Source organism: Halosolutus sp. DAT137, from assembly GCF_059736405.1.
Window position 1 is genome coordinate 104,439 of sequence record NZ_JCAQID010000007.1, and the last position, 24,994, is coordinate 129,432.

A 24,994-nucleotide genomic window follows, 5' to 3' on the forward strand; every position below is an offset into this window, starting at 1 on the left:
GTCTCATGGTTCGAAATTCCGTCCGTAATCCTCGAAGGTTACGTCTTCGGGCGCGGCGGCATCGAGGAGTAACTGGAACGTCGGCATGTTGACGTTGCGCGCGATGTCGAAGTAGCCCCAGCCGCGATCGGCCCAGGATTCGGCGGTTCCGGCGTACGGCGTCACCGGATAGTAGGCCTCGACGTCCGTCTGCTCGAGCAGTTGTTGGGCGGGGCGAATCGGTTCGAAGACGGCAGCGCCGATGTAGCGAATGTCGTTGTCGGTGATCGTCTCCTGGGCGCGTTGCATGTCCGCCGGGCGAACGTCGTCGTTGGCGGCGAGGTTGACGACGAGCGGCTCGATCGTCGCGTCGTACCGGTGGGCCACGTACTCGAAGGCGTTGTGTGCCGCCAGGAATGCGACCTCTCGCTCGGCTGCGTCGAAGATGGCTTGCCACTCCTCGTCGAGCGTCTCGAGTTCCGACCGGAGACTGGCCGCGTTCTCCGCGAACGCGTCTTCGTGGTCCGGCGCGATTTCGGTCAGGCCGTCGGCGATGTTGTCGACCGATTCCATGGCGAGTTCGGGGTCGAGCCAGAAGTGGGGGTCCTTTGCGTCCCCGACCGCTTCGTCGTCGTCGAGACTGCTCGCCAGGTCGATCAGGTCGATCCCCTCGCGAACGTTGATCAGGTGCGTTTCCTGGGTCTCGGCCTGGACGGCTTCGATCGCCCGATCGGCCCACGGCTGGAAGTCGGGCCCGACGTGGAGGAACGCGTCCGCGTCGGTGATATCCCGCTGGATCGAGGGATCCGGCTCCCAGCCGTGCCCGTGCATCCCCGTGGGAACGAGGTTCTCGACCGAGACTGGCGTCTCGGACGCGATCGTTCTCGCAAAGTCGTAGAAGGTAAAGAACGACGCGACTGCGACGGGACCGTCGTCACCCTCGTCACCACTCCCGACACAGCCGGCCAATCCGGCTGCTGCAGTGCCACCGAGCGTCGAGACGAACCGTCGGCGAGACCAGCGATCGGTACGAAACAGCGTCTCAGTCATCAGTTGTAATGCAGATAGCGAACGATATAATTGTTTCTATCTAAGTACTAGATTAGATGCATCTAATTCGCTTCGAGACCCGGTTTCACAGGCATCTCGTCGCCTGTGAATCACGTCGCCGGTGCATCAGAGTCTGGAACGGGGCAATCCCGGTCGAAGAGTCTCGGGTGGTTCAGTCGGAAAATCCGGGGAGATCGACGTGACCGCGGCGGGTATCGACTCGTCAGCCGGACGAGTTCGATGCAGCACTGACGTGCAATCCCGTCTCCCGCTACTCTCGGCCGAGCGTGTGAAACTCGTCGTTTGGCCGCATATCAGCGACCATCGCCAGCCGATTGCTCAGGTTGTAGAAGGCCGTGACTGCTGCGATATCCCAGATCGCTTCCTCGCTGAACCCGGCCTCGCGGAGCGTCTCGAAGTCAGCTTCCTCGATCGCCGTCGGCCGTTCGGTGAGTTTTACGGCGACGTCGAGCATGGTTCGGTGGGCCTCGTTGATCTCTGCGGTCCGGTAGTTGGCGACGAGCTGATCGGCCAGGTTCGGCGCGTCGGCGTAGATCCGGACGAGCGCGCCGTGGGCGACGTTGCAGTAGTAGCAGTGATTGACGCCCGAAACCGCGACGACGATCATCTCTATCTCCTCGCGTTCGAGCGCGGTATCATCGACGAGCGCGTCGTGGTACGCGAAAAACGCACGGAAGTGTGACGGCTTGTACGCCATCGCCGCGAACACGTTCGGTGTGAACCCCGCTCGATCGGTTTCGTGGGCGATGCGCGATCGCAGGTCTTCGGGGAGGTCGTCGAAGTCGGGAACCGGGAACCGGCGCATGGCGTCGGCGGCGAGTTCGGGATCGGGATCGGAGTCGGCGTCTGATTCTGGCTCGGACATAGCGCACGGTTCGCCGGCGATCGGTATAGTTCGGGGTCCCCGATCACTCCGCTGGCACCGACGCGGTCACTCGCGTTCGAGCCTGCCACCGTCAGTGATCGCCCCCTCACGAACCGCCTCGAACGGTGTACCAACGTCGGTCGCGAGCACGTCCGTGCCGCCGTATCGCCAGTGGGTCCAAAATGGGCAACACGGGTGCGGTTCCACGCGGCGGTGGTGCCGGCCGCTTCGCCATCGTTTTTTAGCGCAGTGACGATCACCGACTATGGACAGCGCACTCGTTATCGGCGGCACGCGCTTTATCGGTCGCCACCTCGTCGAGGACCTCCTCGCACACGGCTACGACGTGACGGTTTTCAACCGCGGCAATCACGACAATCCTTTCGCCGACGACGATCGCGTCGCCCACGTCGAGGGCGATCGGGCGAACGACTCGGCGCTCGAAGCGGCCGCGATGACCGTCGACCCGGACGCCGTCTTCGACTGCGTCGCCTACCACCCGAAAGACGTGCAGGCGGCGACGCGAATCTTTGCGGACGTCGGGGCCTACGTCTTCGTCTCGAGCGGCGCGGCCTACGGTCGAGAGGAGATCCCGAAACGGGAAGGAGAGACGCCCCTCGAGTCCTGTACGTCGGAGGATGCGATCGACGACTCGAGCGAGACGTACGGCGCTCGCAAAGCCGAGGGTGATCGGGCCGTCTTCGCGGCGGCAGACCGCGGCGTCAACGCGATGTCGGTTCGCCCCTGTATCGTCTACGGGCCACACGATTACACCGAGCGGCTGGATTTCTGGATCGATCGCGTCAACCGGTTCGATCGGGTGGTGGTCCCCGGCGACGGGACGAACGTCTGGCACCGGGCCTACGCCGAGGACGTGGCGAACGCGCTCCGGATCGTCGCCGAACGCGGCGCGGCCGGCGAGGCGTACAACGTGGGCGACCGCCGACTCGTGACGATGGCCGAGATGGTCGATCTGATCGCGGAGTCGCTGGAGACGACGGTCGAGGTCGTTCCCGCCGGCCCACGGGAACTCGAGGCCGGCGGTATCGCCCTCGACGACTACGTGCTTTACCGGGAGTACCCCCACGTCCTCTCGACGGCGAAACTCGCCGCCCTCGGCTGGGAGTCGACCCCGCTCGAGGAGGCGATGGCCCGATCGGTCGAAGCCCACCTCGCGAGCGATCGCGACGGCCAGGAACACGGTCCCGATCGAGAGGCAGAAGAGCGGGTACTCGGGATTCTCGAGACGTTCTGACGGAAGCCGTCCTATCGGCGGCGTCTGATTGAAGCCGTCCTATCGGTAGCGAGCGATCGCGACGCCGGCGACGGCGGCGACGAGGTTTAGCAGTGCCATCAGCGCGAACGCGATTCCGTACTCTCCCGACGCGTCGCGGACGTACCCGGTGATCGCCGGCAGCGAGAGGGCGGCGACGTTGCCGGCGGCGACGACGAACGCCACTGCGGTCCCGTCCCGTTTCGTCGCCGTCGAGGCGGTCTTGAAGATCGCCCCGAGTGGTAACGACACCGTCGCGAGCGCCAGCAAGGCCACCCCGACGAGGATCATCCCGTCGCCGACGACCAGCGCGAACAGGCTCACGGCACCGATACTCGCCGCAGCCGCGATCACTGTCCCGTCGGGGAGGTCGGGTCGAAGTACCGTGATTCCGCCGCCGAGACGACCGAGCGAGGCGACCAGCAGGGCGAACGCGCTCAGCGGCCCGACGATTCCGAGATCCGCAAAGTAGGCCGCGACGAACGTCGAGAGTGTCACGTAACTGCCGAGCGTCGCGAAATTACAGACCGCCGCGAGCAGGACGACGGGCGATCGCACCACGGCGAGCGCGCTGGTCGGTTCGCCGCCGTCGGTTCGCCGCTCCGAATTGCTCTCGTCTGATCGTCGCTCCGGTTCGCCGCCGTCGGTTCGCCGCTCCGAACCGGTCGGCTGTGAGATCGGGCGCGTCTCGTCGGCCCTGTTCCGATCGAGCCAGAGCACGGTGAGTGCGGGGATCGCGACCAGCGCGCCGACGGCGTGGACGCCGACCCATCCGGTTGCGCCGACGAGGGCCGGCGTTACGACGAAGGCGACCGCGCCGCCGCCGGTGAACATCGCGCCGTTGAGTCCCTGGTGCCACGTGGCGGTCGGCCCGTCGTACACTCGCGAGAGGTGAGTCGCACAGATCGTCACCGAGAGACCGCCCGCGAGCCCCCAGACGGCGCGCAACGCGAGTAGCCCGTAAAACGATGTCGCGAGGTCCATGACGATCGACAGCGCCGCGCTGGCGACGACGACCGAGAGGAGAACGGGGAGCGTCGCGCGATCGTCGAGGAGCCGGCCCCCGACCGTCTGGACGATCACGAACGCCGCGAGCGCCGCGCTCATCAGCAAGCCGACCGCCGTGTAGCCGACGCCGAACCGATCGACGACCGTGGCCGGGACCGATGCGTACGAAAAGAGGACGTAGCCGACGCTGAACGCCGCAAGGTGTGGACCGTACCGAACGCCGAGACCGGTTCCTCTCACGTCGTTTGTGTCGGGTCCGACGAACAGTGGTCCCAAGAAAGTCACTATTCGTTCGTTCCGGGCCGCCGCCCGCATCCGATCGACAACCCATAACTGGGTCGACAAGAACGGTTTTATGTGTTCCACTCCGTGAACTGAACTATGTTCGAGAAGTCGACGTGGATTCGACTGCCGCGAAACGTCGTCGTCGGCCACGGCGTCATCGACGATGTCGTCGACGTCGTCGACGATCTTCATTTGCAGGGCCGGCCGCTGTTCGTCACCAGCCCGACCCCGAAACGAGTCGCGGCCGATCCGATCGCCGCGGCCTTCGCGGCGACCGGTACCGAGCCCGCGATCGTGACGATCGAGACAGCGACGTTCGACGCTGTCGAGCGCGTGATCGAAACCGCCGAGGCCGAGGACGTCGCCTACCTCGTCGGTATCGGGGGCGGGAAGGCGATCGACATCGCGAAGATGGCAAGCGACCACCTCTCGATGGGATTCCTCTCGATTCCGACGGCGGCCAGCCACGACGGGATCGTCAGCAATCGCGGCTCGGTGCCGGACGGCGATACGCGCCACAGCGTCGCGGCGGAACCGCCGCTGGCCGTCGTCGCGGACACCGAAATTCTGGCCGAAGCGCCGTGGGAACTCACGACTGCGGGCTGTGCCGACATCATCTCGAACTACACCGCGGTGATGGACTGGCGGCTGGCCAAGCGCCTCAAAGACGTCGAGTACTCCGAGTACGCCGCTGCGCTCTCGGAGATGACCGCCGAGATCCTCGTCGACAACGCGGATCTCGTCCGGCCGGGACTCGAGGAATCGTCCTGGATCGTCACCAAGGCGCTCGTCTCCTCGGGCGTCGCGATGAGCATCGCCGGCTCCTCGCGACCCGCAAGCGGTGCCGAACACCTCTTTTCCCATCAGCTCGATCGGCTCGCGCCCGGCGCGGCCTTACACGGCCACCAGGTCGGCGTCGGCTCGATCATGACGGCCTACCTCCACGGCGGCGAACGCGGCGTCTGGCGGGATATCCGTAACGCCCTCGACAGCATCGATGCGCCGACGACGGCCGCCGAACTCGGTATCGACGACGAAACGGTGATCGAGGCGCTGACGACCTGTCACGCCATTCGCGATCGGTACACGATCCTGGGCGACGGGATGAACGAGCACGCCGCCCGCGAAGTTGCGGCGAAAACCGGCGTTATCGACTGAGTAGCGGTTCGAAACTAGCCGAGATCTGCCCGGCTGAATCGCCTGATACCGAACGCCAGCGGGACGACGATCCAGGCGATCAACAGCACGACGGCGATTTCGGGTTCGAGATACCAGGCGACATCCGAAGGGTCGCCGGCCTGCGGGTTTGCGGCGATGAAGTCCTCAGGAAACGCCATCGCGATACTGCTGAAGTACGACAGCGTCGGACTGATGAGCATCCCGACCAGTTGAAGCGGGTCCTCACCGACGCCGAGACCGAACAGGTCGTTGAGCACGTACTCGAGGGCACCCATGATCGAAAGATCGCCGAACAGGACGAGCACGTTCGTCACGAAAAAGAATCCCAGCGCACCACCCATCGCCCGCGATCGGGACGCCGTCGCCGCGGAAATCGCGATCGCGACGGCGACGTAGGCCAGGGCATACAGGATCGTGAGGGCGGCGACGCCGAGGAAGACCTGAGCGGGGAACTCATCGAACCACGCCACGGAGAGCGCGGCGGCGACGACGAACGCGAGGACGAGCGATGCCGTGACGATCGTCGCCCGCGAAACGTACTTCCCGAGGACGACGTCGCGCCTGCTGATCGGCGTCGACAGCAGGAACTTGATGCTGCCGGATTCGCGTTCGCCCGCGATCGAGAGGTAGGCGGCGACCAGTGCGACCGCGGGGACGAACATCGCCCCGACGAACACCAGGTCGAACAGCGCCGAGTAGACGGTCGGCCACTCGTCGAAGCCGCCGAACTCCCTGGCCTGGTAGACGAACAGCGCCGTCAAGAACGTGTAGAGTCCGCCGACGAACCAGACGATTTTCGCCCGACGAACGTCGAGGATATCCTTCGCGATGACGGTTCTGGTACTCATCGATCCACCTCCGTCGTGGCCGTGGCCTGTTCGGCGGCTGCGGACTTGCTCGTGACTCCGGCGACTCCCGCGTCCCCGTCGCGCCCGTTGTCAGTGTAGGTGTTGAAGAGCTGCTCGAGCGACGTATCCGCCGAGAGCACGTCGACCACCTCCGCTCGATCGTCGAGGTGTCTGATCGCGTCGATCTTCCGCGTCGAATCCGAGACCGTCGCCCGGACGGTCGTCTCGTCGACCTCGACCGCGCTGACACAGTCGAGCGCGTCGAGTTCGAGGGCCTCGGGGACCGAATCGAGTTCGACCGCGACCGACGCGTCCAAGTCGAGGGTTTCTCGCAGGTCGTCGATCGCGCCGGTGGCGACGAGTCCCCCCTGGTTCATGATGCCCAGTCGATCGGCAACGGCCTCGACTTCGCCCAGAATGTGACTCGAGAAGAAGACGGTCGTGCCACGATCGGCTTCCTCGCGGATGACCGCGCGGAGTTCCTGCATTCCGGCGGGATCGAGTCCGGACGACGGCTCGTCGAGAATGAGGAGGTCGGGATCACCGAGCATGGCCATCCCGAAGGCGAGTCGCTGGGACATTCCTTTCGAGTAGCTCCCGACCTGCCGGTCCGCCTCCGTGGGGGAGAGTCCCACGCGTTCGAGTGTCCCGTCGACATCGCCGTCGATGGTCTTGGCCCGTTCGATCCACTCGAGGTGTTCGCGTCCGGTCAGGCGTTCGTAGAGAGTCGCACCTTCCGGCAGGATGCCGATCCGCCGGCGGATCTCGTCGGCCTCCTCTCTGGTGTCGTGACCGAGCACGCGAGCGGAGCCACTCGTCGGACGCACGAAGTCCAGCAACATATTGATCGTGGTCGATTTCCCGGCCCCGTTCGGTCCCAGAAAGCCGAATACTTCGCCCGTCTCGACGGTGAGATCGAGGTCCGAGACGGCGAGGATGTCTCCACCGAAACGTTTCGTCAACGCGGTCGTTTCGATCGCGGCCATACACGGTCATCCCAGACCGACTCGGGTATACCTTCCCAGCAGTTTCTACCTGTGAATGTGCCGACACCACTCTTCCGTCTCTCAACAGGGGTCGTCGGACCACCGAACGACCCGACCAGTCGCACGGATCTGTACGAGTCACTCGCTCCGACGGTATCGGCCCGCAACCCGACTCAGACGTGTTCGTCGAGGAAATCAGCGATCCCGGAGTAGGCCTCGATGCGGTTTTCGAGTTTCGAGAAGCCGTGACCTTCGTCCTCGAATATCAGTTTGCGCACCGGAACGCCCTGTTTTTCGGCCTTCTCTGCGATCTGTTCGGCCTCCCCGACCGGAACGCGCGGGTCGTTTTCGCCGTGGAGGACGAACAGCGGGGTCTCGATTCGATCGACGTTGTTGATCGGTGAAATTTCTTCCAAGAACTCCCGGTCGTCCGCGAGACTCCCGTACTCGGCCTCGCGAAGTTTCCGACGCCACTCGCCCGTGTTCTCGAGGAAGGTGACGAAGTTCGCGATGCCGACGACGTCGACGCCGGCCGCCCACAGGTCTGGGTACTCGGTGAGCGCGGCCAGTACCATGAATCCGCCGTAGGAGCCGCCCATGGCGGCGATTCGATCGGGATCGATCGCCGGATGATCCTGCAGCCACTCGACGCAGGCCTCGATGTCAGCGACCGAGTCCATTCGCTTTTCGACGTCGTCGAGCGCGGCGTACTCCGCGCCGTAGCCCGCCGAGCCACGGACGTTCGGCTCGAAGTAGGCGTAACCCCGATCGAGAAAGTACTGTTTGACGCTCGAGAACGAGGGGCGGCGCTGACTCTCGGGACCGCCGTGGATGTCGACGATGACCGGAGTCTCTCCCTGCGTACGATCGTCTGGAAGGCTCAGAAAACCGGGAACCGCCAACTCGTCGACGCTCTCGACGTGAACGAGGTCGGACTCGTCGAACGAGTCTCGTGGGATGCCCGCCGTGGGAGCCCTGGTCCATCGCTCCGCATCGCCGCTCTCGATCTCGACGACGAAGACGTTCGTGTTGACCGCATCACCCGACGTCGAAAGCGCGAACCGCTCCCCGTCGGGACCGAAACTCACGCCGCCGGCGACGCCGCCGGGCAGGTCGGGTTCGGGGAAGGTCTCGAAGGCGGTCGGATCCTCGGGGTCGAACGCGCCGACGGTCAACTCGGTGTAGCCCTCGACGTTACGCGAGTAGACGAACCGGCCGGTTTCGTCGTCCAGCGCGATGCCGTCGACGTTCCACCCGTCTCCGTCGACCACCCGCTCGAGTTCGTGCGTCTCGAGGTCGAGATAGGCCAAATAAAGCGTGTCGGCGTCGCCCTCGTCGGTAACGAGGTAGATCCCCTCGCTTTCGTCCCCGTCGGCGTGGGCCGCGGGTGCCCAACTCGCGTTTCCGTAGCGGACGTCGCCCTCGTGGGGCGTCAGATGTTCGAGATCCGGGTCGTCGGTCTCGAGATCGAGCACGTAGAGGTCCTGGTCGAAGTTGGAGTACGCCTGTGAGACCAACAGTCGGGAGTCGTCGGGACTCCACCCCGACAGCGAGAGCCAGCCGTCGCCCTCGTAGACGAGCGTCGCCTCGTCTCCCCGCTCGTCCCGGTGCTGGACGTAGACGTCGAAGACGGACTCGTCTCGCCGGTTCGATGCGAAGGCGAACCGATCGCCGTCGTGGCTCCACCCGCCCCAGCGGTGTTTCGCGCGAGCGATGCGAGCGCGAGGCTCGTTGTGGCTCCCGGAGCCACGACGGAGTTTCGCCTCGGGCATCGCGGTCAGGTTCTCGATGACGCCGGTTTCGGCGTTCAGGCGAAACAGCTGTGCCCGCTCGTTTCCACCCTCGTCCATCCCGAAGATCAGTTCGGGCCGCTCGGGCGACCACGAGGCGAACGTGACTCGCTCGTCGTAGAAGGTTCGCTGCTCGGGCCACTCGCGGGGCCCCGTAATCGTCCACACCTGGGGCGTCCCCGTCGTGTTCATCAGAAACGAGAGTCGATCGCCGTCGGGACCGAACGACGCGCCGTAGGCGCTCCGAATGTTGAGATACCGCTCGATATCGTACCTGCCCATACCACCGCCTACGGATCGGGACCGGTAGTCGTTTGCGTTGTCGCGTCGGATCGCTTTCGCTCTTCGCCCCGGTTCCCGACGCACGACGGACCGGAGTGACTGGCGGCCCGCGTACGCCGAGTAGCCCGCGCTTACAGTGGCCCTCGACTCCAGTACGATCGCGAACCGATCGATGTCGATCCCATCGCGCCCGCTCGGGGTCGGGAACGGTCGTCGATCGGCCCGGCCGTGTTCGGTGTGCGTAACAAAGCGCGAGGGCCCGCCTGATTCGGATATCCATGCGCACCGACGGGACGGGGGGGACGGAGGATGCGACACCGGAGGCTGACGACGCGTCGGGACTCGTCGTCCTCGTGACGGCGCTGATCGTCCTCGCAGCCTTTGGCGCGACCGTCGCGGCCGTGAGTCCGGGATTTCTCGGCGGCGACGGCTCGTCGTCCACACCCGACCCCGCGCCGGCGTCCGAATCGATCGACGAGAACCAGCAGGACGACGCGATCGAGGGCGGAGCGGACGATACTGAACCGAGCGGGTCGGACGACGGTGTCGAAGAGAGCGCGTCGGACGACGATGAAGCGGATGGCGGTGATGATGCGCAGGACGCAGACGACGATGAGTTTGCGGAAGATGACGAGGCCGGGGAGAATGAGGGTGATGACGAGGACGACGAGGACGGAGACGAAGCCGATGATGACGACGACGGGGACGAAGCTGATGACGACGCCGATGAGGGCGAAGCTGACGGTGAAGACGAAGCTGATGAGGACGAAGCTGACGGTGAAGACGAAGCTGATGAGGACGACGACGGCGGGGACGAAGCCGATGACGACGACGGGGACGAAGCTGATGAGGACGACGACGGCGGGGACGAAGCCGATGACGACGACGGGGACGAAGCTGATGACGACGCCGATGAGGACGACGACGGCGGGGACGAAGCCGATGACGACGCCGATGAGGACGACGACAGCGGACTGTTAGAGTGGATCGGCTCGTTCTTCGACGGACTCGTTCCCACAGACGAGGACTGACGGATACGAGGGCACAGGAGACGAGAGCGCACACACGGCGCGATCGAATCACTGCCGGGACGACTCGCGATCGAGTCCGGGGTTCGGTAGCGTTCCATCCGGTCGCGCCGAAGAGACGATCGACCTGTCCCATCCCGGGCTGTGGCCAGAGCGAAGTCGGGAACTGGCCGAAAGAAGTGATTTTTTATCCCCCCACTACGTGCCGACGGCATATGCGCGTCGCATTCGTCTCGGTTGAAACCGTCTTTCATCGCGACACCGAGACGAACCAGCGATTCCAGTCGATTCTCGAGTTGCTCGCAGACCAGGACCACGACGTGCACCTGTTCTGTGCGCAGTTCTGGGCCGGCGAGGAGAGTCGACTCGAACGAAACGGAATCACCTACCACGGCGTCTCGGTTGGACCCGAGGCACGAACCTCGTTTCTGGTGCGACTGCCGTTCGTCCTCGCAGCCGCGCGGCCGGATATTGTCCACGTGGCCGCGAACCCACCGTCACAGGTCCTCGCTGCCAACTGGGGTGCCACGTTCGCCCGCGTCCCCCTGCTCGTCGAGTGGTACGGCGACGAGGGCGTCAACGACGATCGGTGGACTCGGCTGGCGGCCGGCCGTCCGGACTGGATCGTCACGCCGTCGGAACTCGTCGGCACGTGGGTCAGGGAGCGCGGGGCCGACGGCGCGATCGTCGACGCGATTCCGAACCCGATCGACTGCGATCGGATTCGGGCGGTCGAGCCGGACGATCGCACGGACGTGGTCTACGCCCGTCGACTCGACGACGGGGCCAACCTCGAGAGTCTCCTGCTCGCGCTTGCTGAACTTCGCGATCGAAACTGGTCGGCGACGGTGATCGGCGACGGGCCGGAGCGTGAGACCTACGAACGGCTCGCGAGCGACCTCCGAATCGACGATCGCCTCTCGTTTCTGGGCGACTGCTCGCTCGACGAGCGGATCGCGGCCTACCGCGGGGCCCACGTCTTCGCCCAGACGGCCGAACGCTGTGTCTTCCCGACGGAGATGCTCTGGGGGGTCGCCTCGGGCTGTGTCGCTATCGCGGAGTATCACACCGACTCCAGCGCTCACGAACTCGTCGAAGGGTGGGATCGGGGCTTTCGGACCACCAGCGAGGAAGAACTCGTCGACGCCATCCTGGCCGCCGGCGACCTCGAACACCGGGACTACGACGATCGGTTCGCCGGCTACGACAGGGACGCCGTCGCCGAGCGGTATCTAGAGCGGTATCGGACCCTGCGGGAGGATCGCGGCCTGTTGTGAGGCGGTCGGCCGAAGCGAATCGTCGTTGATCTCGATCGGCAGCCATCCGGTGATCGAGGGCCAGACCACGACCGGTAGGACGGCGATCGACCGACAGTATATGTCGATTCGCTCACAACAGGTGGAACGACCATGCACGAGGACTGTGCGTTCTGCCGAATCGCCGCCGGCGAGACCGCCGCGGCGCGCGTCTACGAGGACGATCGAACTCTCGCGTTTCTCGATCGACGACCGGCCACGACGGGCCACACGCTGATCGTTCCGAAGCGACACGAAACGGAGCTGTTCGAACTGGACGAACGGACGACGACTGCGGTGTTTCAGACGGCGCGAACGGTCAGGGCGGCGATCGACGAGGCGCTAGATCCGGTCGGCGTCAGCCTGTTCTATACGAGCGGACCGCTCGTCGGGACCGTCGAACACGCCCACGTTCACCTCGTCCCGCGTTACGAGGACGACGACGTGGCACTCTCGCTGGCCCGCAGTCGGCTCGACAACGCCGCGGCCGATCGGCTCGTGAGCGCGATTCGGGACGCGCTGTCGGGGGAACGCTGAGCGACCGGGAACGCTGAGCGGCCGGCCTACAGATCGAACTTCGCGGCCGCCGACTCCATGTCCTTGTCGCCCCGGCCCGACAGGTTCACCAGAATGGTTTCGTGCTCGCCGTCCTCTGCGAGCTGGATCGCGCGAGCGATCGCGTGGCTCGATTCGAGCGCCGGGATGATTCCCTCGGTTTCGCTCAGTTCCCTGAAGGCGGCGAGGGCCGCTTCGTCGGTGACGCCCGTGTACTCACAGCGACCGACGGCCCGGAACATGGCGTGTTCGGGACCGACACCGGGGTAGTCGAGACCGGCAGAGACCGAGTGAACCTCGACGTCCTCGTCGATCACGCGGGTTTTCATCCCGTGGATCACGTCGTCGGTTCCCTTCGCCAGCGGCGCGGCGTGTTTCGTCGAGTCCGCGCCCTCGCCGCCGCCTTCGGCCCCGTAGAAGTCGACCGAGTCGTCTCGAAACGCGTGGAAGAGTCCGATCGCGTTCGAGCCGCCGCCGACGCAGGCGACGGCCGCGTCGGGGAGACCGCCCGTTCGAGCCTGGAATTGCTCGCGTGCTTCCTCCCCGATGACGCTCTGGAAGTCTCGAACCATCCGCGGGAACGGGTCGGGACCGACGACGCTTCCCACGAGATAGTGGGTGTCGTCGACGTTCTGGGCGAAATCCTCGAGCGCGGCGTCGACGGCGTCGGCAAGTCCTTCCCCGCCGCGGGTAACCTCGTTGACCTCGGCACCCATCAGGCGCATCCGGAAGACGTTCATCTCCTGGCGCTTTACGTCCTTTTTTCCCATGTAGATCTCCGTCTCGAGACCCATGAGCGCGCCGACCATCGCGGTCGCGACGCCGTGCTGGCCGGCCCCGGTTTCGGCGATCAGCCGATCGCGTCCCGCCCGCTTTGCGAGCAGCGCCTGGCCGAGACAGTTGTTGATCTTGTGTGCGCCGCCGTGAAGCAGGTCTTCGCGTTTGAGGTAGATATCCGCACCGTACCGATCGCTCAGGTTTTTCGCGTGGTACAGCGGCGTCGATCGACCGGCGAACGTCTCGAGCAGGTCGCGAAACTCGGTCTGAAACGATTCCGTCGTCGCGACCTCGTCGTAGGCGGCCGCGAGCTGGTCGAGTGGCTCTTCGAGCGGGTCCGGAACGTATCGCCCGCCGTATCCTTCGAACTCTCCGTCGGACATACCCGGCAACTCTTGCAGCCACCGTAATAGGTTCTCGCATCTCTCTCGACCGACCGTTCGCAGGTTTGACGCCGCGGTCCGCTCACTCCCGTGATGTCCGTCAATCCGACTCCGAGCGGGAGACGGTCGAGCGGGTGCCGCCCTGTGATCGGGCTGTGCCGGTCATTCGCACTCTCGTTTTCGACCCGCCTCGAGCAGTGAGCGGCGGCTGACCGCTGTCAGGAGACGTCACCGCGAGAGCGTCGTTTTCCCGCTCCCGCAGTTCGGACACCGGGTGAATTCGTAAGTCCCGTACTCGTTCTCGCGCTCGTCGACGAACGACCGTTCGCAGTCGTGGCAGTGGTACTCGATCATCGATCGACGCTCCCCAGTACCATGTACTTCGTGGATTTTGTTCGGGCGGATCACGAACGCCGGCCCGTTTTCGTGGTCGTCCCGACCGATCGCGTACTCCGCCAGCAGCGATCCGAGGGCCGTTTCGTCGATCCCGTCTTCAGGCTCCGAATCACGTCGCTCCCGCCGTCGTTTCGGGTGCGCCCCCCTCCGGAATCGGGACCGTTACCCGCGAACCGGTTTCAGACGAGTCGATTTCGACGCGTCCGCCGAGCGATTGTGTCCCCCAGATAATCACCCACAGTCCGAGGCTGCTCGCGTGTTTCAGGTCCGTCTCGACGCCGTTCGCGATCGGGTCCAGTTCCATCTGTGGGATGCCGGAGCCGTCGTCTTCGACGCTGATTCTGACGGTGTCTCCCTCCCGCGTCACGTCGACGGTCACCGTCGGGTCCTCACCGGCGTGGACGATCGCGTTCTCGATGATCTCGGTGATCACGAGACTGAGCACCTGGGGATCGGTCCGGAGTTCGTCGGGATCGACGGACGCGACGATCGTCGAATCCGGATACGCCTCGGCAAACGACGAGACGATTCCGCCGAGAAACTCCGAGAGATCGATCGATTCGACCTCGATCGACTCGGTAAAGACATCCTCGATCGCGAGGGCTTTCTCGCTCATCCGGGTCATCTCCTCGGCCGTCTGGATGATCTCTCCACCGAGGGCCGTGAGGTCCTCATCGTCCGATTCCGCCAGTTCGGTCGCCAGTCCGGCGACCAGCGTCATGTCGTTACGAACGTTGTGTCGGAGGATGCGATTTAACACCTGTAGCCGCTGTTGTCGCTGTGCGAGTTGGGTCACGTTCCGGATCACGATCGCGCGACCGATCGACGCGCCGCGCCAGTTTTCGATGCTCGAGGTGCTCGCCTGGTAGGAGCGTCCCTGCTGGCGAAACCGCGTCGGTAGCTCCGTGACGGAGTCGACGTCCATCCGATCGAGTACCGAGTCGACCGGAGCGCCGACGATCTCATCGGTTTCGAAACAGTTTCGGGCCGGCGGATTCGCCCGGACGACCGTTCCGCCGCCGTTACAGACGAGGACGCCCTCGTCGAGTTGGTCGAACACCGATCGCTCGCCGATCCGTGCGACTGCCGGAACGCGGTGGAAAAACTGCTGACGGAAGACGGCGTACCCCCAGCACAGCGATTGGCCGCCCAGTGCGACCTGCGTGAGGGGATATCCCTGAAACGGGACGCCGACGATCACGAGCGCGCTGGCGACGACCGTTACCAGAGTGCCGACGACGAGTGCGACCGCCTGGCTAATGAACAACGAGTTCCCGCTTCGAACCGTCTGCAAGACCGCCGCAAACCCGACGAAAAACACGAGGTAGACGTACACCCCCAGTAGCCCGCCGATCGGTCCGATCGTGGCCTGGACGACGGTACCGGCAGCGCTCACTTCCTGGGTCGCCTCCGCGATAAACGGCGTCCACGTCGGCACGAGCGCGTAGAGGGCGCTGCCGAAAAGAAGCGGAAGCGCAGCGAGTGCGAACCGTCGGGAGTACAACACACTGCCGTACCCGGTATACTCCAGAATGAACCCGAGCCAGACGACGATCACGAGCAGGCTGAGGCCGGTGGTCACTCCCCAGAGTGAAAGCCGCAGCGACCCGGGTGGGAACTGAAGCCCGAGTACGGTCAGCCCCACCCACCCGGCTGCGGCCACCTGCAACACACCGAACACCCTCGCACCGGGAGCGGCCCGGTTTTGCCAGGCGATAGCCGCGAGCCCGAGCAGGAGCCCGACGTTTGCGAGCAATAGCGTCTCGGTTAATGTCGGAACCACTAGTGGTTGATCACTGTCCGGCACGATTTAGTGTTATTGCCGAAATCAGCGTTCGATTCGAACCGCCGGTTCGGTGTCTAGAACACTAACGCGGAGATCGACACCGTTTCCGCGGACGATTCGCAACGCTCACCTGTGGTCGATTGTTTCGGTCGTCTCTCCTCGCCGCTCGCCCGCCTCACTCGTCCCACACGAACTCGTCCGGGTCCCGTGTGGCGAGGGCCGTCCGCACGGCCGCCGCGTTTTCGGGGATATCGTGAACCCGGATCACGTCGGCCCCACGATCTGCCGCGAGCGCGGTCGCCGCAACCGTCGGCTCGAGCCGGTCGTCGGCCCCGCGGCCAACGTGGTCGAACATGGATTTGTGGGAGTGGCCGACGAGAACGGGACAGCCCAGCGCGCTAAATTCGTCGATCCTGCCCAGCAGTTCGAAACTCTCCCGGGCGGACTTGCCGAAGCCGATACCGGGATCGACGACGATCGACTCCCGATCGACGCCCGCCTTCTCCGCGAGCAGGATTCGTTCGGACAGCTGGTCGATCACGTCCTCGACGACGTCGTCGTAGGTCACCTCGCGATCCGGAACGACGGGGGCGTCGATGCTGTGCATCAGGATCAGGCCGGCGTCGTGGTTGGCGACGACGAACCGCATCTCGGGGTCTTCGAGCCCCGAGACGTCGTTGACCACGTCCGCGCCAGCCTCGAGTGCGGCCTCAGCGACGGCAGCCTTTCGCGTGTCGATCGATACCGTCACGTCGAGGGACGAGATCCGCTCGATCACTGGGACGACTCGATCGATCTCGGTCTCGATCGAGACGGGGTCCGCGCCGGGTCGCGTCGACTCCCCGCCCACGTCGAGGACAGCCGCGCCGGCCTCGACCATCGCCTCGGCGCGAGAGACGGCGTCCTCGAGTGCGTCGTACTCTCCGCCGTCGTGGAAACTGTCGGGCGTGACGTTCAGAATGCCCATCACGGCCGTTCGATCGTGCCACGGGTACTGGGTGGGCGTCTTCTCGCCCGCGCTGACGTTCGGGCCAATATCGAGCGTCTCCCGTAGCTCCCGTCCGATTTCGGGGAGACCGTACGCCTGTCCGTCGAGTTTTTCGGTGAGGCGTTTGAATTGCGCGAGCGTCCCCATCAACACGGCGTCGACGCGCTCGTCGTCGCGGGCCAGCCCGGAAACGGCACACTCGCCGCCGAGACTCAGCAGTTCCTGTTTCAGGTAGCTCGCCTGTCGGTACTGCAGACTCGTCTTGACGACCCGATGGACGGCTTTTCCGCGCATCCGGAAGACGCCGGCGTCAGTGACGTTCGCCCCCTCCAGTACGTCGCCAGCCGCGTCGAGATCGTGAATCCGCTTCGGAATCTGTGTGCTCGTCCACCGCGATCGGGATTCAGCGACGGCGAACAGCGATCCCGTAACCAGCACGCAGTCTTCCGGATCGCTCTCGTCGAGCGCCGTCGCCACCGCGTCCTGTACCGCCGCGTCCGTTGTGACGTGATCGACGCCCGCCCGCTCGAATACCTCTGCGAGGACGTCTCGATCCTCGGCACGATCGAGGGCAGGCTCGGTCGCGATCGCTCGATCGACCGGCGGCAACGCCGCGACCATCTCCCGGTGGGCCTTGTCGTGCATCGCGCCGAAGACGACGGTGAGTCGATCGTACTCGTACCCGTCGAGCGTCTCCGCGAGCGTTTTGCAAGCACCGGGGTTGTGTGCCCCGTCTAAGACCACCAGCGGGTCGGTGTCGATCACCTCGAAGCGTCCCGGCCAGTGAGCGTTTCGCAGCCCCCGCCGGAGGTCCTCGATCGACACGTCGGCCACCTGTCGGGCGAGGACGGCCGCGATGCCGGCGTTTTCGGCCTGGTGGCTCCCCGGCAACGGAATCCGGGTCTGACACGACCAGTTGCCCGCGTCGATCGAGACGGCGGCTTCGGTGTGGTTCGTCCGCCCGCCGTAGGCGACGCGGACATCCGCTGTCGACTCCGTACCGACGGTCACGACGTCGCCGGCCACGTCGCGGATCGCCTCGAGCGGACCGTCCGTGACCCCCGTCACCAGCGGCGTGTCGTCCGCGTCGGGTGCGACCTGTGCTTTATCCCGGGCGATCTCGGCTTCGGTGTCTCCGAGGATGCCCGTGTGCTCGAGCGTGACGCTCGTGACCGCGCTGGCGATCGGATCGACGACGCTCGTGGCGTCGAAGCGTCCCCCGATGCCGACTTCGAGGACGGCGACGTCGACGTCCTGCCGGCCGAAGTGCCACAGCGCCATCGCCGTCATCGCCTCGAAAAAGGTCGGGGACTCCCCGTCGGCCCCGCGATCGGTAACGTACTCCCGACTGTGCTCGACGTATTCGCAGACGGCCGACCGAGGGATCTTCCGGCCGTCGATTCGGATCCGCTCCCGGAGGTCTTCCAGATGCGGCGAGGTGTAGAGGCCGACCGAGAGTCCCGCTTCCCGCAGCGTCCGCTCGACCATCCGCGCCGTGCTCCCTTTCCCGTTCGAGCCGGCGATCTGGACGCAGTCGATCGATTCGTGAGGGGTTCCGAGGTGGGAGAGCAACCTCGCGGTCGACTCCGTCCCCGGCTTCGGACGAAACCGCCGCAGACCGAATAAGAAGTCCGCCGCCTCGTGGTACTCCATACTCGAAAAACAGCGTCTTCCCGCTTTAGGGTGTCGAACTCAGGGCCCGGTGTGGGAATCGACCCGTCCGGGCGGAGGTCCGACGGCGGCGGGTCGTCACCGCAGCACCGATCGCTCGTCGTAGCGCAGTTATTCGGCTTTCGGCTGGCCCCAGTACTCCTGGCGCTGTGGACGGTCGGTGACCGCCTGAACGTCGATGGGTTCGTCCTTGGCCGCTCTGGCCTCGAGAGCCGCCTTCGCGGACGTCTCCGTCGAGAAGTAGGTAACTTCCTCTTCGACGGCAACCTCGAGCAGGTCGCGATCGCGGGAGATGATTAGGTCCACTTCGCCCTCGCGGACGGCCTGGGTCAGGTCGACCGCCTCACAGAGGTCGTAGTACTCGGTGAAACCGGAGACGAGTTCCTCGCCGGCCTCGGTGTCGGGGTCGGGGAACTCGTCGGCCGAGAGGTCGACGACGATCGTTCCGTCCTCCGGGATCGGCTTCCCGACGGCGTCCTGTGCCTTGTCGTAGGCCTTGCCGAAGGTGTCGGCGGTACCCATGACCTCGCCCGTGGATTTCATCTCGGGACCGAGACGCGGATCGGAGCCGGGAAGGCGATCGAACGGGAGGACGACCTCCTTGATCGAGGTCTGGGAAGGAACCTGCTCTTCGATGTCGAGGTCGGCAAGCGACTCGCCGGCCATCACCGTCGCGGCGATCTTGGCGATCGGGACGCCGGTCGCCTTCGAGATGAACGGGACGGTGCGCGAGGAGCGCGGGTTCGCCTCGAGGACGTAGACTTTCGGTTCAGCGTCGGTGCTCGCGGTTTCACCGCTCGGGGATTCCGAGGCGCCTGGCGCCTCGCCGTCGATCCCCGTCACGGCTAGCTGAACGTTCAGCAGGCCGACGGTGTTCAGTTCGCGGGCGATCTCCTCAGCGACTTCGCGGACGCGGCGGTTGACGTCGCGGCCGAGCGATCGCGGCGGGATCATGCAGGCGGAGTCGCCCGAGTGAACCCCGGCGGCCTCGACGTGTTCCATGACGCCGCCGATCAGGATGTCTTCACCGTCGGAAACGGCGTCGACGTCGAGTTCGATCGCGTCCTCGAGAAAGTCGTCGACGAGGATCGGCTTGTCCGGACTGACGCGAACGGCCTCCTCGATGTAGGTCTCGAGTTCCGCGTCGTCGTAGACGACCTCCATCGCGCGGCCGCCGAGCACGTAGGAGGGGCGCACGAGGACGGGGTAGCCGATCTCGTGGGCGAGTTCGAGGGCCTCCTCCTTGGAGAAGGCAGTCCCACCCTCGGGCTGGGCGATGCCCAGTTCGTCCATCAGGGCGTTGAATCGATCGCGGTCCTCGGCCAGGTCCATCGCCTCGACGGAGGTTCCCATGACCGTACAGTCGAGGCCCCGGCGCTCGAGTTCGTCCTCGAGCGGTTCGCCGATGTTGACGGAGGTCTGGCCGCCAAACTGGACCATCACGCCGTCGGCACCGGTCGCCTCGGCCACGTCGGCGACCTCTTCTGCCGTGATCGGCTCGAAAAAGAGGCCGTCGGAGGTGTCGTAGTCCGTCGAGACGGTCTCGGGGTTGTTGTTGATGACGTGTGCCTCGATGCCCATGTCGCGCAGCGCCTGCACCGCGTGGACCGAACAGTAATCGAACTCGACGCCCTGTCCAATGCGGATCGGGCCGCCGCCGACGACGATCACGCTCTCGAGATCGCGATCGACTTCGAGTTCGCCCGCCGCGGCGTCACCGAGCAGCGGTCCGGACTCGAACTCGGATTTGCGTGCGGAGTAGTAGTACGGCGTCTCGGCCTCGAACTCGCCGGCACAGGTATCGACCTGCTTGTACGTGCGGCCGGGAACTTCCTGCTCGACCGCCCCAACGTCCGCACCGGCAGTGGCGGCGATCGTCGCGTTCGTGTGGCCGGCGATCGCGGCCTCGGTGAAGTTGCCGTTCTGGGCGGCCACGCTGGCGTCGGCGATGCGCTTGAAGCGCTCGACGTACCACTCGTAGATGTCCGTCAATTCGCAGATCTCGTCGACGGTGTAGCCGCGCTCGAACGCCTCGAACATGGCGTAGGGACGATCGGGCGACGGGCGGGCGAGGTACTGCGCCTCGAGTTCGTCGTCCGAAACGTCCGCCCAGTCGACGTCCGGGTCGTACTCGGACGATCGAAGGGCCTTGAGCAGGGATTCCTCGAAGGTGCGCCCGATCGCCATCGCCTCGCCGGTCGATTTCATCGCCGTCGTCAGCTCGAAGTCCACGTCGTCGAACTTGTCCTTGGGCCACCTCGGTACTTTGGTAACGACGTAGTCGATCGCGGGCTCGAACGCCGCCGTAGTCTCGCCGGTAATCTCGTTCGTGATCTCGTGGAGGCGCTTGCCCAGCGCGACTTTTGCGGTCACGCGGGCGATCGGATAGCCCGTCGCTTTGGAGGCCAGCGCCGAAGAGCGCGAGACGCGGGGGTTGACCTCGACGACCCTATACTCTCCTCCAGGAGTGCCGTCGTCGCGCCAGGCGAACTGGATGTTACAGCCGCCCTGAATGCCGAGTTCGCGGATGACGTCGAGCGCCGCGGTGCGCATCTCCTGGTGGCCCTCGTCGGGGACGACCTGCGAGGGCGTGACGACCGTCGACTCCCCGGTGTGGATGCCCATGGGGTCGATGTTCTCCATGTTACAGATGATGATACAGGAGTCGTCGGCGTCGCGCATGACCTCGTACTCGTACTCGACCCAGCCGGCGATCGATTCGGTGATCAGTACCTCGCTGTTGCGCGAGAGGCGAAGCCCCTTGCGGACGCGGGCGAGGAGTTCGTCCATCTCGTGGACGACGCCGGAGCCGCTCCCGCCGAGCGTGTACGTCGTGCGGGCGATCACCGGCAGGCCGCCGACCTCTTCGACGGCGGCCTCGACGCGCTCGCGGAGGTCTTCGTCGCTGATCTCGCTCGTCGACTCGCCCTCTTCGAGCGAGATGGTGGTCGATCGCGGCACGGGCTGACCGATCTTCTCCATGCGCTGGCGGAAGAGGTCGCGGTCTTCCGTCGCGTAGATGGTGTCAAGCGGCGTCCCCATGATCTCGACGTCGTACTCTTCGAGGACGCCTTCCTCGGCGAGTTCAGCTGTCACGTTCAGCCCGGTCTGGCCGCCCAGACCGGCGATAACGCCGTCGGGGTTCTCCTTGCGGATGATTTCTGCGATCGCTTCGGTCGTGATCGGTTCGATGTAGACCCGGTCGGCCATCTCCGGATCGGTCATGATCGTCGCGGGGTTCGAGTTGACGAGGACGACGCGTGCGCCTTCCTCCTGTAGTGCGCGACAGGCCTGTGCGCCGGAGTAGTCGAACTCCGCAGCCTGCCCGATCTGGATCGGGCCGCTCCCGATCAGCAAGATTGTGCGTCCGTCCCCTGTGACGTCCCCGCCCTGATCGTCTCCTGCGGTTTCCTCGCCGCGCTGATTTTCCGCGGCTTCCTCGCCGCGCTCGTTGTCCGTACTCATTGGTTCCTGTCCGTTGGGAGTTCGTACATCGTAATAAGCCCCACGATACAGTACGAATCTCGAAACGCCTTTTCGAAATTCGAATTCGGTGGCGATGACGACACAGCGGAGAGAGGTCAGACCGCGCACCGGGCGTCGCCAGTCTCGACTCTCCGCTCCGTCTCCACCCGTCAAACGGCCGAATCCCTTATCACGATCCTTCCGTTCTCTACTGGATAACGCCTCAATGGTCCGCTCTGGTTCTCACAGTACACACATTCCCGTCTCTATCCTCTATGCAGATCCCGACGACGACCGCCGCCGTCGGACCGCCGCGGCGATCGAGTCCGCGGATGTGACGCTCACCGTCGATACCGTAGCGTCCGCCGACGCGATTCGGACGCGACTCGCGGCGGTCGACTCCGAGTACGCCTGTATCGTCTCCGCGTACGAATTCGCGGACACGGACGGACTATCGCTGTTCGACTCGCTCGAGCGAGACGGCGTTGCAGTCCCGTTCGTGCTCTACCCGGCCGACGGGAGCGAACGAGTCGCGAGCGATGCCTTTGCGATTGGTGTGTCCGGATACGTTCCGAGGACCGAGACCGACGCGATCGATCCCTTGCTCGACCAGATCTGGTCTGCGATCGACGACGAGCGCCGTCTAACAGACCCCGTCGAGACGATTTACGAACTCGCCCTCGCGTTCGAGTCGTGTACAGCCATCGACGAGGCTTACGAGCACGCCGTCGAGACGATTGATCGGCTGTTTTCCGGCGAGGCAACCGCACTGTTCGTCGAACCGGACTCACCGTCGACGTCTCGCGCCTCGGCGGACCTGCGCGCGGTTGCCGTCGCCGGGAGAGACGGTGCGACGCGGTACGCCCGAGACGACGCCTGGGCGGGACTCGCCGCGCGGACCCACCGAACGGGCGAGAGTGCGATCGTCGATCCGTCGTCGGACGCCGACACTGATCTCGAAGTCGACGATGCAGCGCCGGCCGCGATCCGATCGGTGTTGAGCGTCCCGGCCGACGGCGTCGGCGTCTTTCAGACGGTTTCGACGGACGGCGACGCGTTCGACGAACACGACGTCGTGCTCGTCGAACTCATCGGCACGCACGTGGCGCTGGCGATCAACCGGCTTCAGTCACGACAGACGCTCCGACACGAACACGATCGGTTCGCCTCGCTGTTCGAGAGCGTCCCCGATCCGGTCGCGTACTGCGTTCACGACGGCGATTACCGTCGTATCGAAGACGTCAACCCGGGGTTCGAGGCGGTGTTCGGCTACGAGCGATCGACCCTCATCGGCAACGAACTCGAGAATCATATCGTCCCCGACGGTGCGGACCCGATCGACGTCCAGACACGAGCCGACGCGGACGGCGTCGTGACGACGACCGTCGAACGGCAGACGGCAGACGGGGTCCGCGAGTTCCTGTTTCGCGGGTTCACCGTCGAAATCGATGACACGATCCACGAGTACGATATCTACACGGATATCACGGCCCAAAAGCGCCGCGAGCGGGAACTCGAACAGTATCGAACCCTCGTCGAGACGGTCGGCGATCCGATGTACGTCCTCGATCGAGACGGTACCATCGAGATGATCAACGACGCGATGGCAGCGCAACTCGGTGCATCTCGGGACGACATTCTCGGAACTCACGCCACATCGTTTATTCCCGACGAAGACCTCGAAGAGGGAATGCAGCTGCTGTACGAACTCCTCGAGGCTGAGCGAAGCGGCGGAACGTTCGAGATGACCGTCGAACCGCTCGACGGCGACCCGTTCCTCGCAGAGGATAACATCGCCCCGCTGGTCGAGGACGGCGAACTGGTCGGCAGCGTCGGCGTGGTTCGAGACGTGACCGATCGAGCCGATCGCGAACGCCGGATTCGGAAACTCCACGACGGGACCCGACGGCTGATGGCCGCGGAGGCGGCCGACGAGGTGGCACAGGTCGCCTCCGAGATCGCACACGACGCGCTCGATCTGCGTCTCAACACCGTCTACCTGTACGACGACGCGGCGAACGAACTCGTCCCCGCGGCGGTGACCGACGAGGCGGCGGCCGCCTTCGAGGGCGTTCCCACGATCGAACCCGACGGCGGACTCGCCTGGGACGCCTACGATGCGGGATTGCCTCTCGCTCACGGCGACGTGCGCCACGCGGACAACGTTCGCAACCCCGAGACGGCAGTCCGGAGCGAAGCCCACATCCCGCTCGGAGAGGACGGCATCTTCATCGTTAGCTCGACCGAGCCGAACGATTTCGACGAGGAAGCGCTCACGCTCGCGAAGATCCTCGCTGCGAACGTCGAAGCCGCCCTCCAACGCGCCCACCGCGAGACCAAACTCGCCCGGCGGACGCGGGAACTCGAGCGTCAGAACGACCGCCTCGAACAGTTCGCAAGCACCGTCTCTCACGATCTGCGAAACCCCCTTGCACTCGCGAACGGCCATCTCGAGAGCCTCCGGGAGCACGTCTCGGACGGACGCGACCACGTCCGTGAAATCGAGTGGGCGCTCGATCGAATGGACGACCTCATCGAGGACGTACTCGTCCTCGCCCGAAGCGGCAAGCGCCTGACCGAGACCGAACCGATCGATCTCGCGGCCGTTGTCGAGCAGGCCCACCGTACCGTCGATCCGGAACTCGACGTGGCCGTCGACGGCGACCTCCCGACGGTCGACGCCGACGAGAACCGACTGCTCGTCTGTTTCGAGAACCTCTTTCGGAACGCCCGCGAGCACGTCGGGCCGGACGTGACAGTTCGGGTTCGGTCAACGGATGGCGGGTTCGCGATCACCGACGACGGCCCCGGAATCCCCGCCCCGGACCGTGCGGACGTCTTCGAGTCGGGCTACACGACGGCCGGCGACGGCACCGGACTCGGGCTGGCGATCGTTTCGGAGGTCATCGAAGCCCACGGCTGGTCGATCGATATCGGTGAAAGCGACGCCGGCGGCGTCCGGTTCGACGTGTCGCTCGATTCGGATCGGGGCTCGATCGTCGGCTGAGTCTGTCGGTAGCTGCGTTCTCCTCCCTGCTCGAGAAACGAGACGGAGGTGGCCAGTACCGAGAATCGAGATGGAGA

The 24,994-nt window shown here is 65.2% G+C and carries 17 protein-coding genes; 6 read left to right on the forward strand and 11 right to left on the reverse strand.

All coding sequences use genetic code 11. From position 1 onward, the window contains the following. Window positions 1-3: 3 nt before the first annotated feature. Entirely contained in the window at window positions 4-1,029 is a 1,026-nt protein-coding gene (locus AC6I6L_RS10170; protein ID WP_497917645.1) for a metal ABC transporter substrate-binding protein, read from the reverse strand. Between the two features lie 271 nt (window positions 1,030-1,300). Next, a complete protein-coding gene (locus tag AC6I6L_RS10175; RefSeq protein WP_497917646.1) occupies window positions 1,301-1,915 on the reverse strand; it encodes a peroxidase-related enzyme in 615 nt (204 codons plus the stop codon). Window positions 1,916-2,180: 265 nt separating this feature from the next. Between AC6I6L_RS10175 and AC6I6L_RS10180 the strand changes: the two genes are divergently transcribed. Then, window positions 2,181-3,170 carry an NAD-dependent epimerase/dehydratase family protein gene (locus tag AC6I6L_RS10180; RefSeq protein WP_497917647.1) on the forward strand — a complete coding sequence of 330 codons (990 nt, stop codon included), beginning with the start codon at window positions 2,181-2,183 and terminating at the stop codon, window positions 3,168-3,170. Between the two features lie 39 nt (window positions 3,171-3,209). Here AC6I6L_RS10180 and AC6I6L_RS10185 read toward each other — a convergent pair whose 3' ends face one another. Then, window positions 3,210-4,436 (reverse strand): MFS transporter, encoded by a 1,227-nt coding sequence (locus AC6I6L_RS10185; RefSeq protein ID WP_497917648.1) that lies wholly within the window; start codon window positions 4,434-4,436, stop codon window positions 3,210-3,212. Window positions 4,437-4,577: 141 nt separating this feature from the next. Here AC6I6L_RS10185 and AC6I6L_RS10190 point away from each other — a divergent pair, with 141 nt between their 5' ends. Beyond that, a complete protein-coding gene (locus AC6I6L_RS10190) occupies window positions 4,578-5,639 on the forward strand; it encodes an NAD(P)-dependent glycerol-1-phosphate dehydrogenase (RefSeq protein WP_497917649.1) in 1,062 nt (353 codons plus the stop codon). A gap of 14 nt (window positions 5,640-5,653) precedes the next feature. Here the strand turns inward: AC6I6L_RS10190 and AC6I6L_RS10195 are convergent, their stop codons facing one another. The 3 genes from AC6I6L_RS10195 to AC6I6L_RS10205 all read right to left on the reverse strand — a co-directional run bounded on the left by AC6I6L_RS10195 (window position 5,654) and on the right by AC6I6L_RS10205 (window position 9,566). Then, a complete protein-coding gene (locus tag AC6I6L_RS10195) occupies window positions 5,654-6,508 on the reverse strand; it encodes a DUF2705 family protein (protein ID WP_497917650.1) in 855 nt (284 codons plus the stop codon). Continuing rightward, entirely contained in the window at window positions 6,505-7,494 is a 990-nt protein-coding gene (locus tag AC6I6L_RS10200) for an ABC transporter ATP-binding protein (protein ID WP_497917651.1), read from the reverse strand. The genes AC6I6L_RS10195 and AC6I6L_RS10200 overlap by 4 nt, the downstream gene beginning before the upstream one ends. Window positions 7,495-7,667: 173 nt before the next feature. Continuing rightward, a complete protein-coding gene (locus AC6I6L_RS10205) occupies window positions 7,668-9,566 on the reverse strand; it encodes a S9 family peptidase (protein WP_497917652.1) in 1,899 nt (632 codons plus the stop codon). A gap of 278 nt (window positions 9,567-9,844) precedes the next feature. On the opposite strand from AC6I6L_RS10205, the gene AC6I6L_RS10210 reads away from it, so the two are divergent. The 3 genes from AC6I6L_RS10210 (at window position 9,845) to AC6I6L_RS10220 (ending at window position 12,426) form a co-directional block, all read left to right on the forward strand. Next, a complete protein-coding gene (locus AC6I6L_RS10210; RefSeq protein WP_497917653.1) occupies window positions 9,845-10,597 on the forward strand; it encodes a hypothetical protein in 753 nt (250 codons plus the stop codon). Between the two features lie 212 nt (window positions 10,598-10,809). After that, window positions 10,810-11,871 carry a glycosyltransferase gene (locus AC6I6L_RS10215; protein ID WP_497917654.1) on the forward strand — a complete coding sequence of 354 codons (1,062 nt, stop codon included), beginning with the start codon at window positions 10,810-10,812 and terminating at the stop codon, window positions 11,869-11,871. 132 nt (window positions 11,872-12,003) lie between these two features. Then, on the forward strand, window positions 12,004-12,426 hold the full coding sequence (locus AC6I6L_RS10220) for an HIT family protein (protein WP_497917655.1): 423 nt from the start codon (window positions 12,004-12,006) through the stop codon (window positions 12,424-12,426). 26 nt (window positions 12,427-12,452) lie between these two features. Here the strand turns inward: AC6I6L_RS10220 and trpB are convergent, their stop codons facing one another. The 5 genes from trpB to carB form a co-directional block, all read right to left on the reverse strand. Next, window positions 12,453-13,604 (reverse strand): tryptophan synthase subunit beta, encoded by a 1,152-nt coding sequence (trpB, locus tag AC6I6L_RS10225; RefSeq protein ID WP_497917656.1) that lies wholly within the window; start codon window positions 13,602-13,604, stop codon window positions 12,453-12,455. 228 nt (window positions 13,605-13,832) lie between these two features. Then, a complete protein-coding gene (locus AC6I6L_RS10230; RefSeq protein WP_497917657.1) occupies window positions 13,833-13,958 on the reverse strand; it encodes a hypothetical protein in 126 nt (41 codons plus the stop codon). Between the two features lie 151 nt (window positions 13,959-14,109). Further along, complete coding sequence (locus tag AC6I6L_RS10235; RefSeq protein WP_497917658.1) at window positions 14,110-15,783, reverse strand: sensor histidine kinase; 1,674 nt, start codon at window positions 15,781-15,783, stop codon at window positions 14,110-14,112. Between the two features lie 178 nt (window positions 15,784-15,961). Further along, a complete protein-coding gene (gene folP / locus AC6I6L_RS10240) occupies window positions 15,962-18,427 on the reverse strand; it encodes a dihydropteroate synthase (RefSeq protein ID WP_497917659.1) in 2,466 nt (821 codons plus the stop codon). A 129-nt stretch (window positions 18,428-18,556) separates the two neighbouring features. Then, the gene (carB, locus tag AC6I6L_RS10245; RefSeq protein WP_497917660.1) at window positions 18,557-21,910 is read right to left on the reverse strand and encodes a carbamoyl-phosphate synthase large subunit; all 3,354 of its coding nucleotides are present in this window, start codon (window positions 21,908-21,910) and stop codon (window positions 18,557-18,559) included. A gap of 226 nt (window positions 21,911-22,136) precedes the next feature. Here carB and AC6I6L_RS10250 point away from each other — a divergent pair, with 226 nt between their 5' ends. Then, a complete protein-coding gene (locus AC6I6L_RS10250; RefSeq protein ID WP_497917661.1) occupies window positions 22,137-24,917 on the forward strand; it encodes a PAS domain S-box protein in 2,781 nt (926 codons plus the stop codon). Window positions 24,918-24,994: the final 77 nt, after the last annotated feature.

What these genes read in the sequence shown, in the direction of transcription:
- AC6I6L_RS10215 (WP_497917654.1), top strand. Translation starts at nt 10,810, where the DNA reads ATGCGCGTCGCATTCGTCTCGGTTGAAACCGTCTTTCATCGCGACACC.
- AC6I6L_RS10195 (WP_497917650.1), bottom strand. Translation starts at nt 6,508, where the DNA reads ATGAGTACCAGAACCGTCATCGCGAAGGATATCCTCGACGTTCGTCGG.
- AC6I6L_RS10220 (WP_497917655.1), top strand. Translation starts at nt 12,004, where the DNA reads ATGCACGAGGACTGTGCGTTCTGCCGAATCGCCGCCGGCGAGACCGCC.
- AC6I6L_RS10250 (WP_497917661.1), top strand. Translation starts at nt 22,137, where the DNA reads ATGGTCCGCTCTGGTTCTCACAGTACACACATTCCCGTCTCTATCCTC.
- AC6I6L_RS10210 (WP_497917653.1), top strand. Translation starts at nt 9,845, where the DNA reads ATGCGCACCGACGGGACGGGGGGGACGGAGGATGCGACACCGGAGGCT.
- AC6I6L_RS10170 (WP_497917645.1), bottom strand. Translation starts at nt 1,029, where the DNA reads ATGACTGAGACGCTGTTTCGTACCGATCGCTGGTCTCGCCGACGGTTC.
- AC6I6L_RS10205 (WP_497917652.1), bottom strand. Translation starts at nt 9,566, where the DNA reads ATGGGCAGGTACGATATCGAGCGGTATCTCAACATTCGGAGCGCCTAC.
- carB (WP_497917660.1), bottom strand. Translation starts at nt 21,910, where the DNA reads ATGAGTACGGACAACGAGCGCGGCGAGGAAGCCGCGGAAAATCAGCGC.
- trpB (WP_497917656.1), bottom strand. Translation starts at nt 13,604, where the DNA reads ATGTCCGACGGAGAGTTCGAAGGATACGGCGGGCGATACGTTCCGGAC.
- AC6I6L_RS10180 (WP_497917647.1), top strand. Translation starts at nt 2,181, where the DNA reads ATGGACAGCGCACTCGTTATCGGCGGCACGCGCTTTATCGGTCGCCAC.
- AC6I6L_RS10200 (WP_497917651.1), bottom strand. Translation starts at nt 7,494, where the DNA reads ATGGCCGCGATCGAAACGACCGCGTTGACGAAACGTTTCGGTGGAGAC.
- folP (WP_497917659.1), bottom strand. Translation starts at nt 18,427, where the DNA reads ATGGAGTACCACGAGGCGGCGGACTTCTTATTCGGTCTGCGGCGGTTT.
- AC6I6L_RS10175 (WP_497917646.1), bottom strand. Translation starts at nt 1,915, where the DNA reads ATGTCCGAGCCAGAATCAGACGCCGACTCCGATCCCGATCCCGAACTC.
- AC6I6L_RS10230 (WP_497917657.1), bottom strand. Translation starts at nt 13,958, where the DNA reads ATGATCGAGTACCACTGCCACGACTGCGAACGGTCGTTCGTCGACGAG.
- AC6I6L_RS10190 (WP_497917649.1), top strand. Translation starts at nt 4,578, where the DNA reads ATGTTCGAGAAGTCGACGTGGATTCGACTGCCGCGAAACGTCGTCGTC.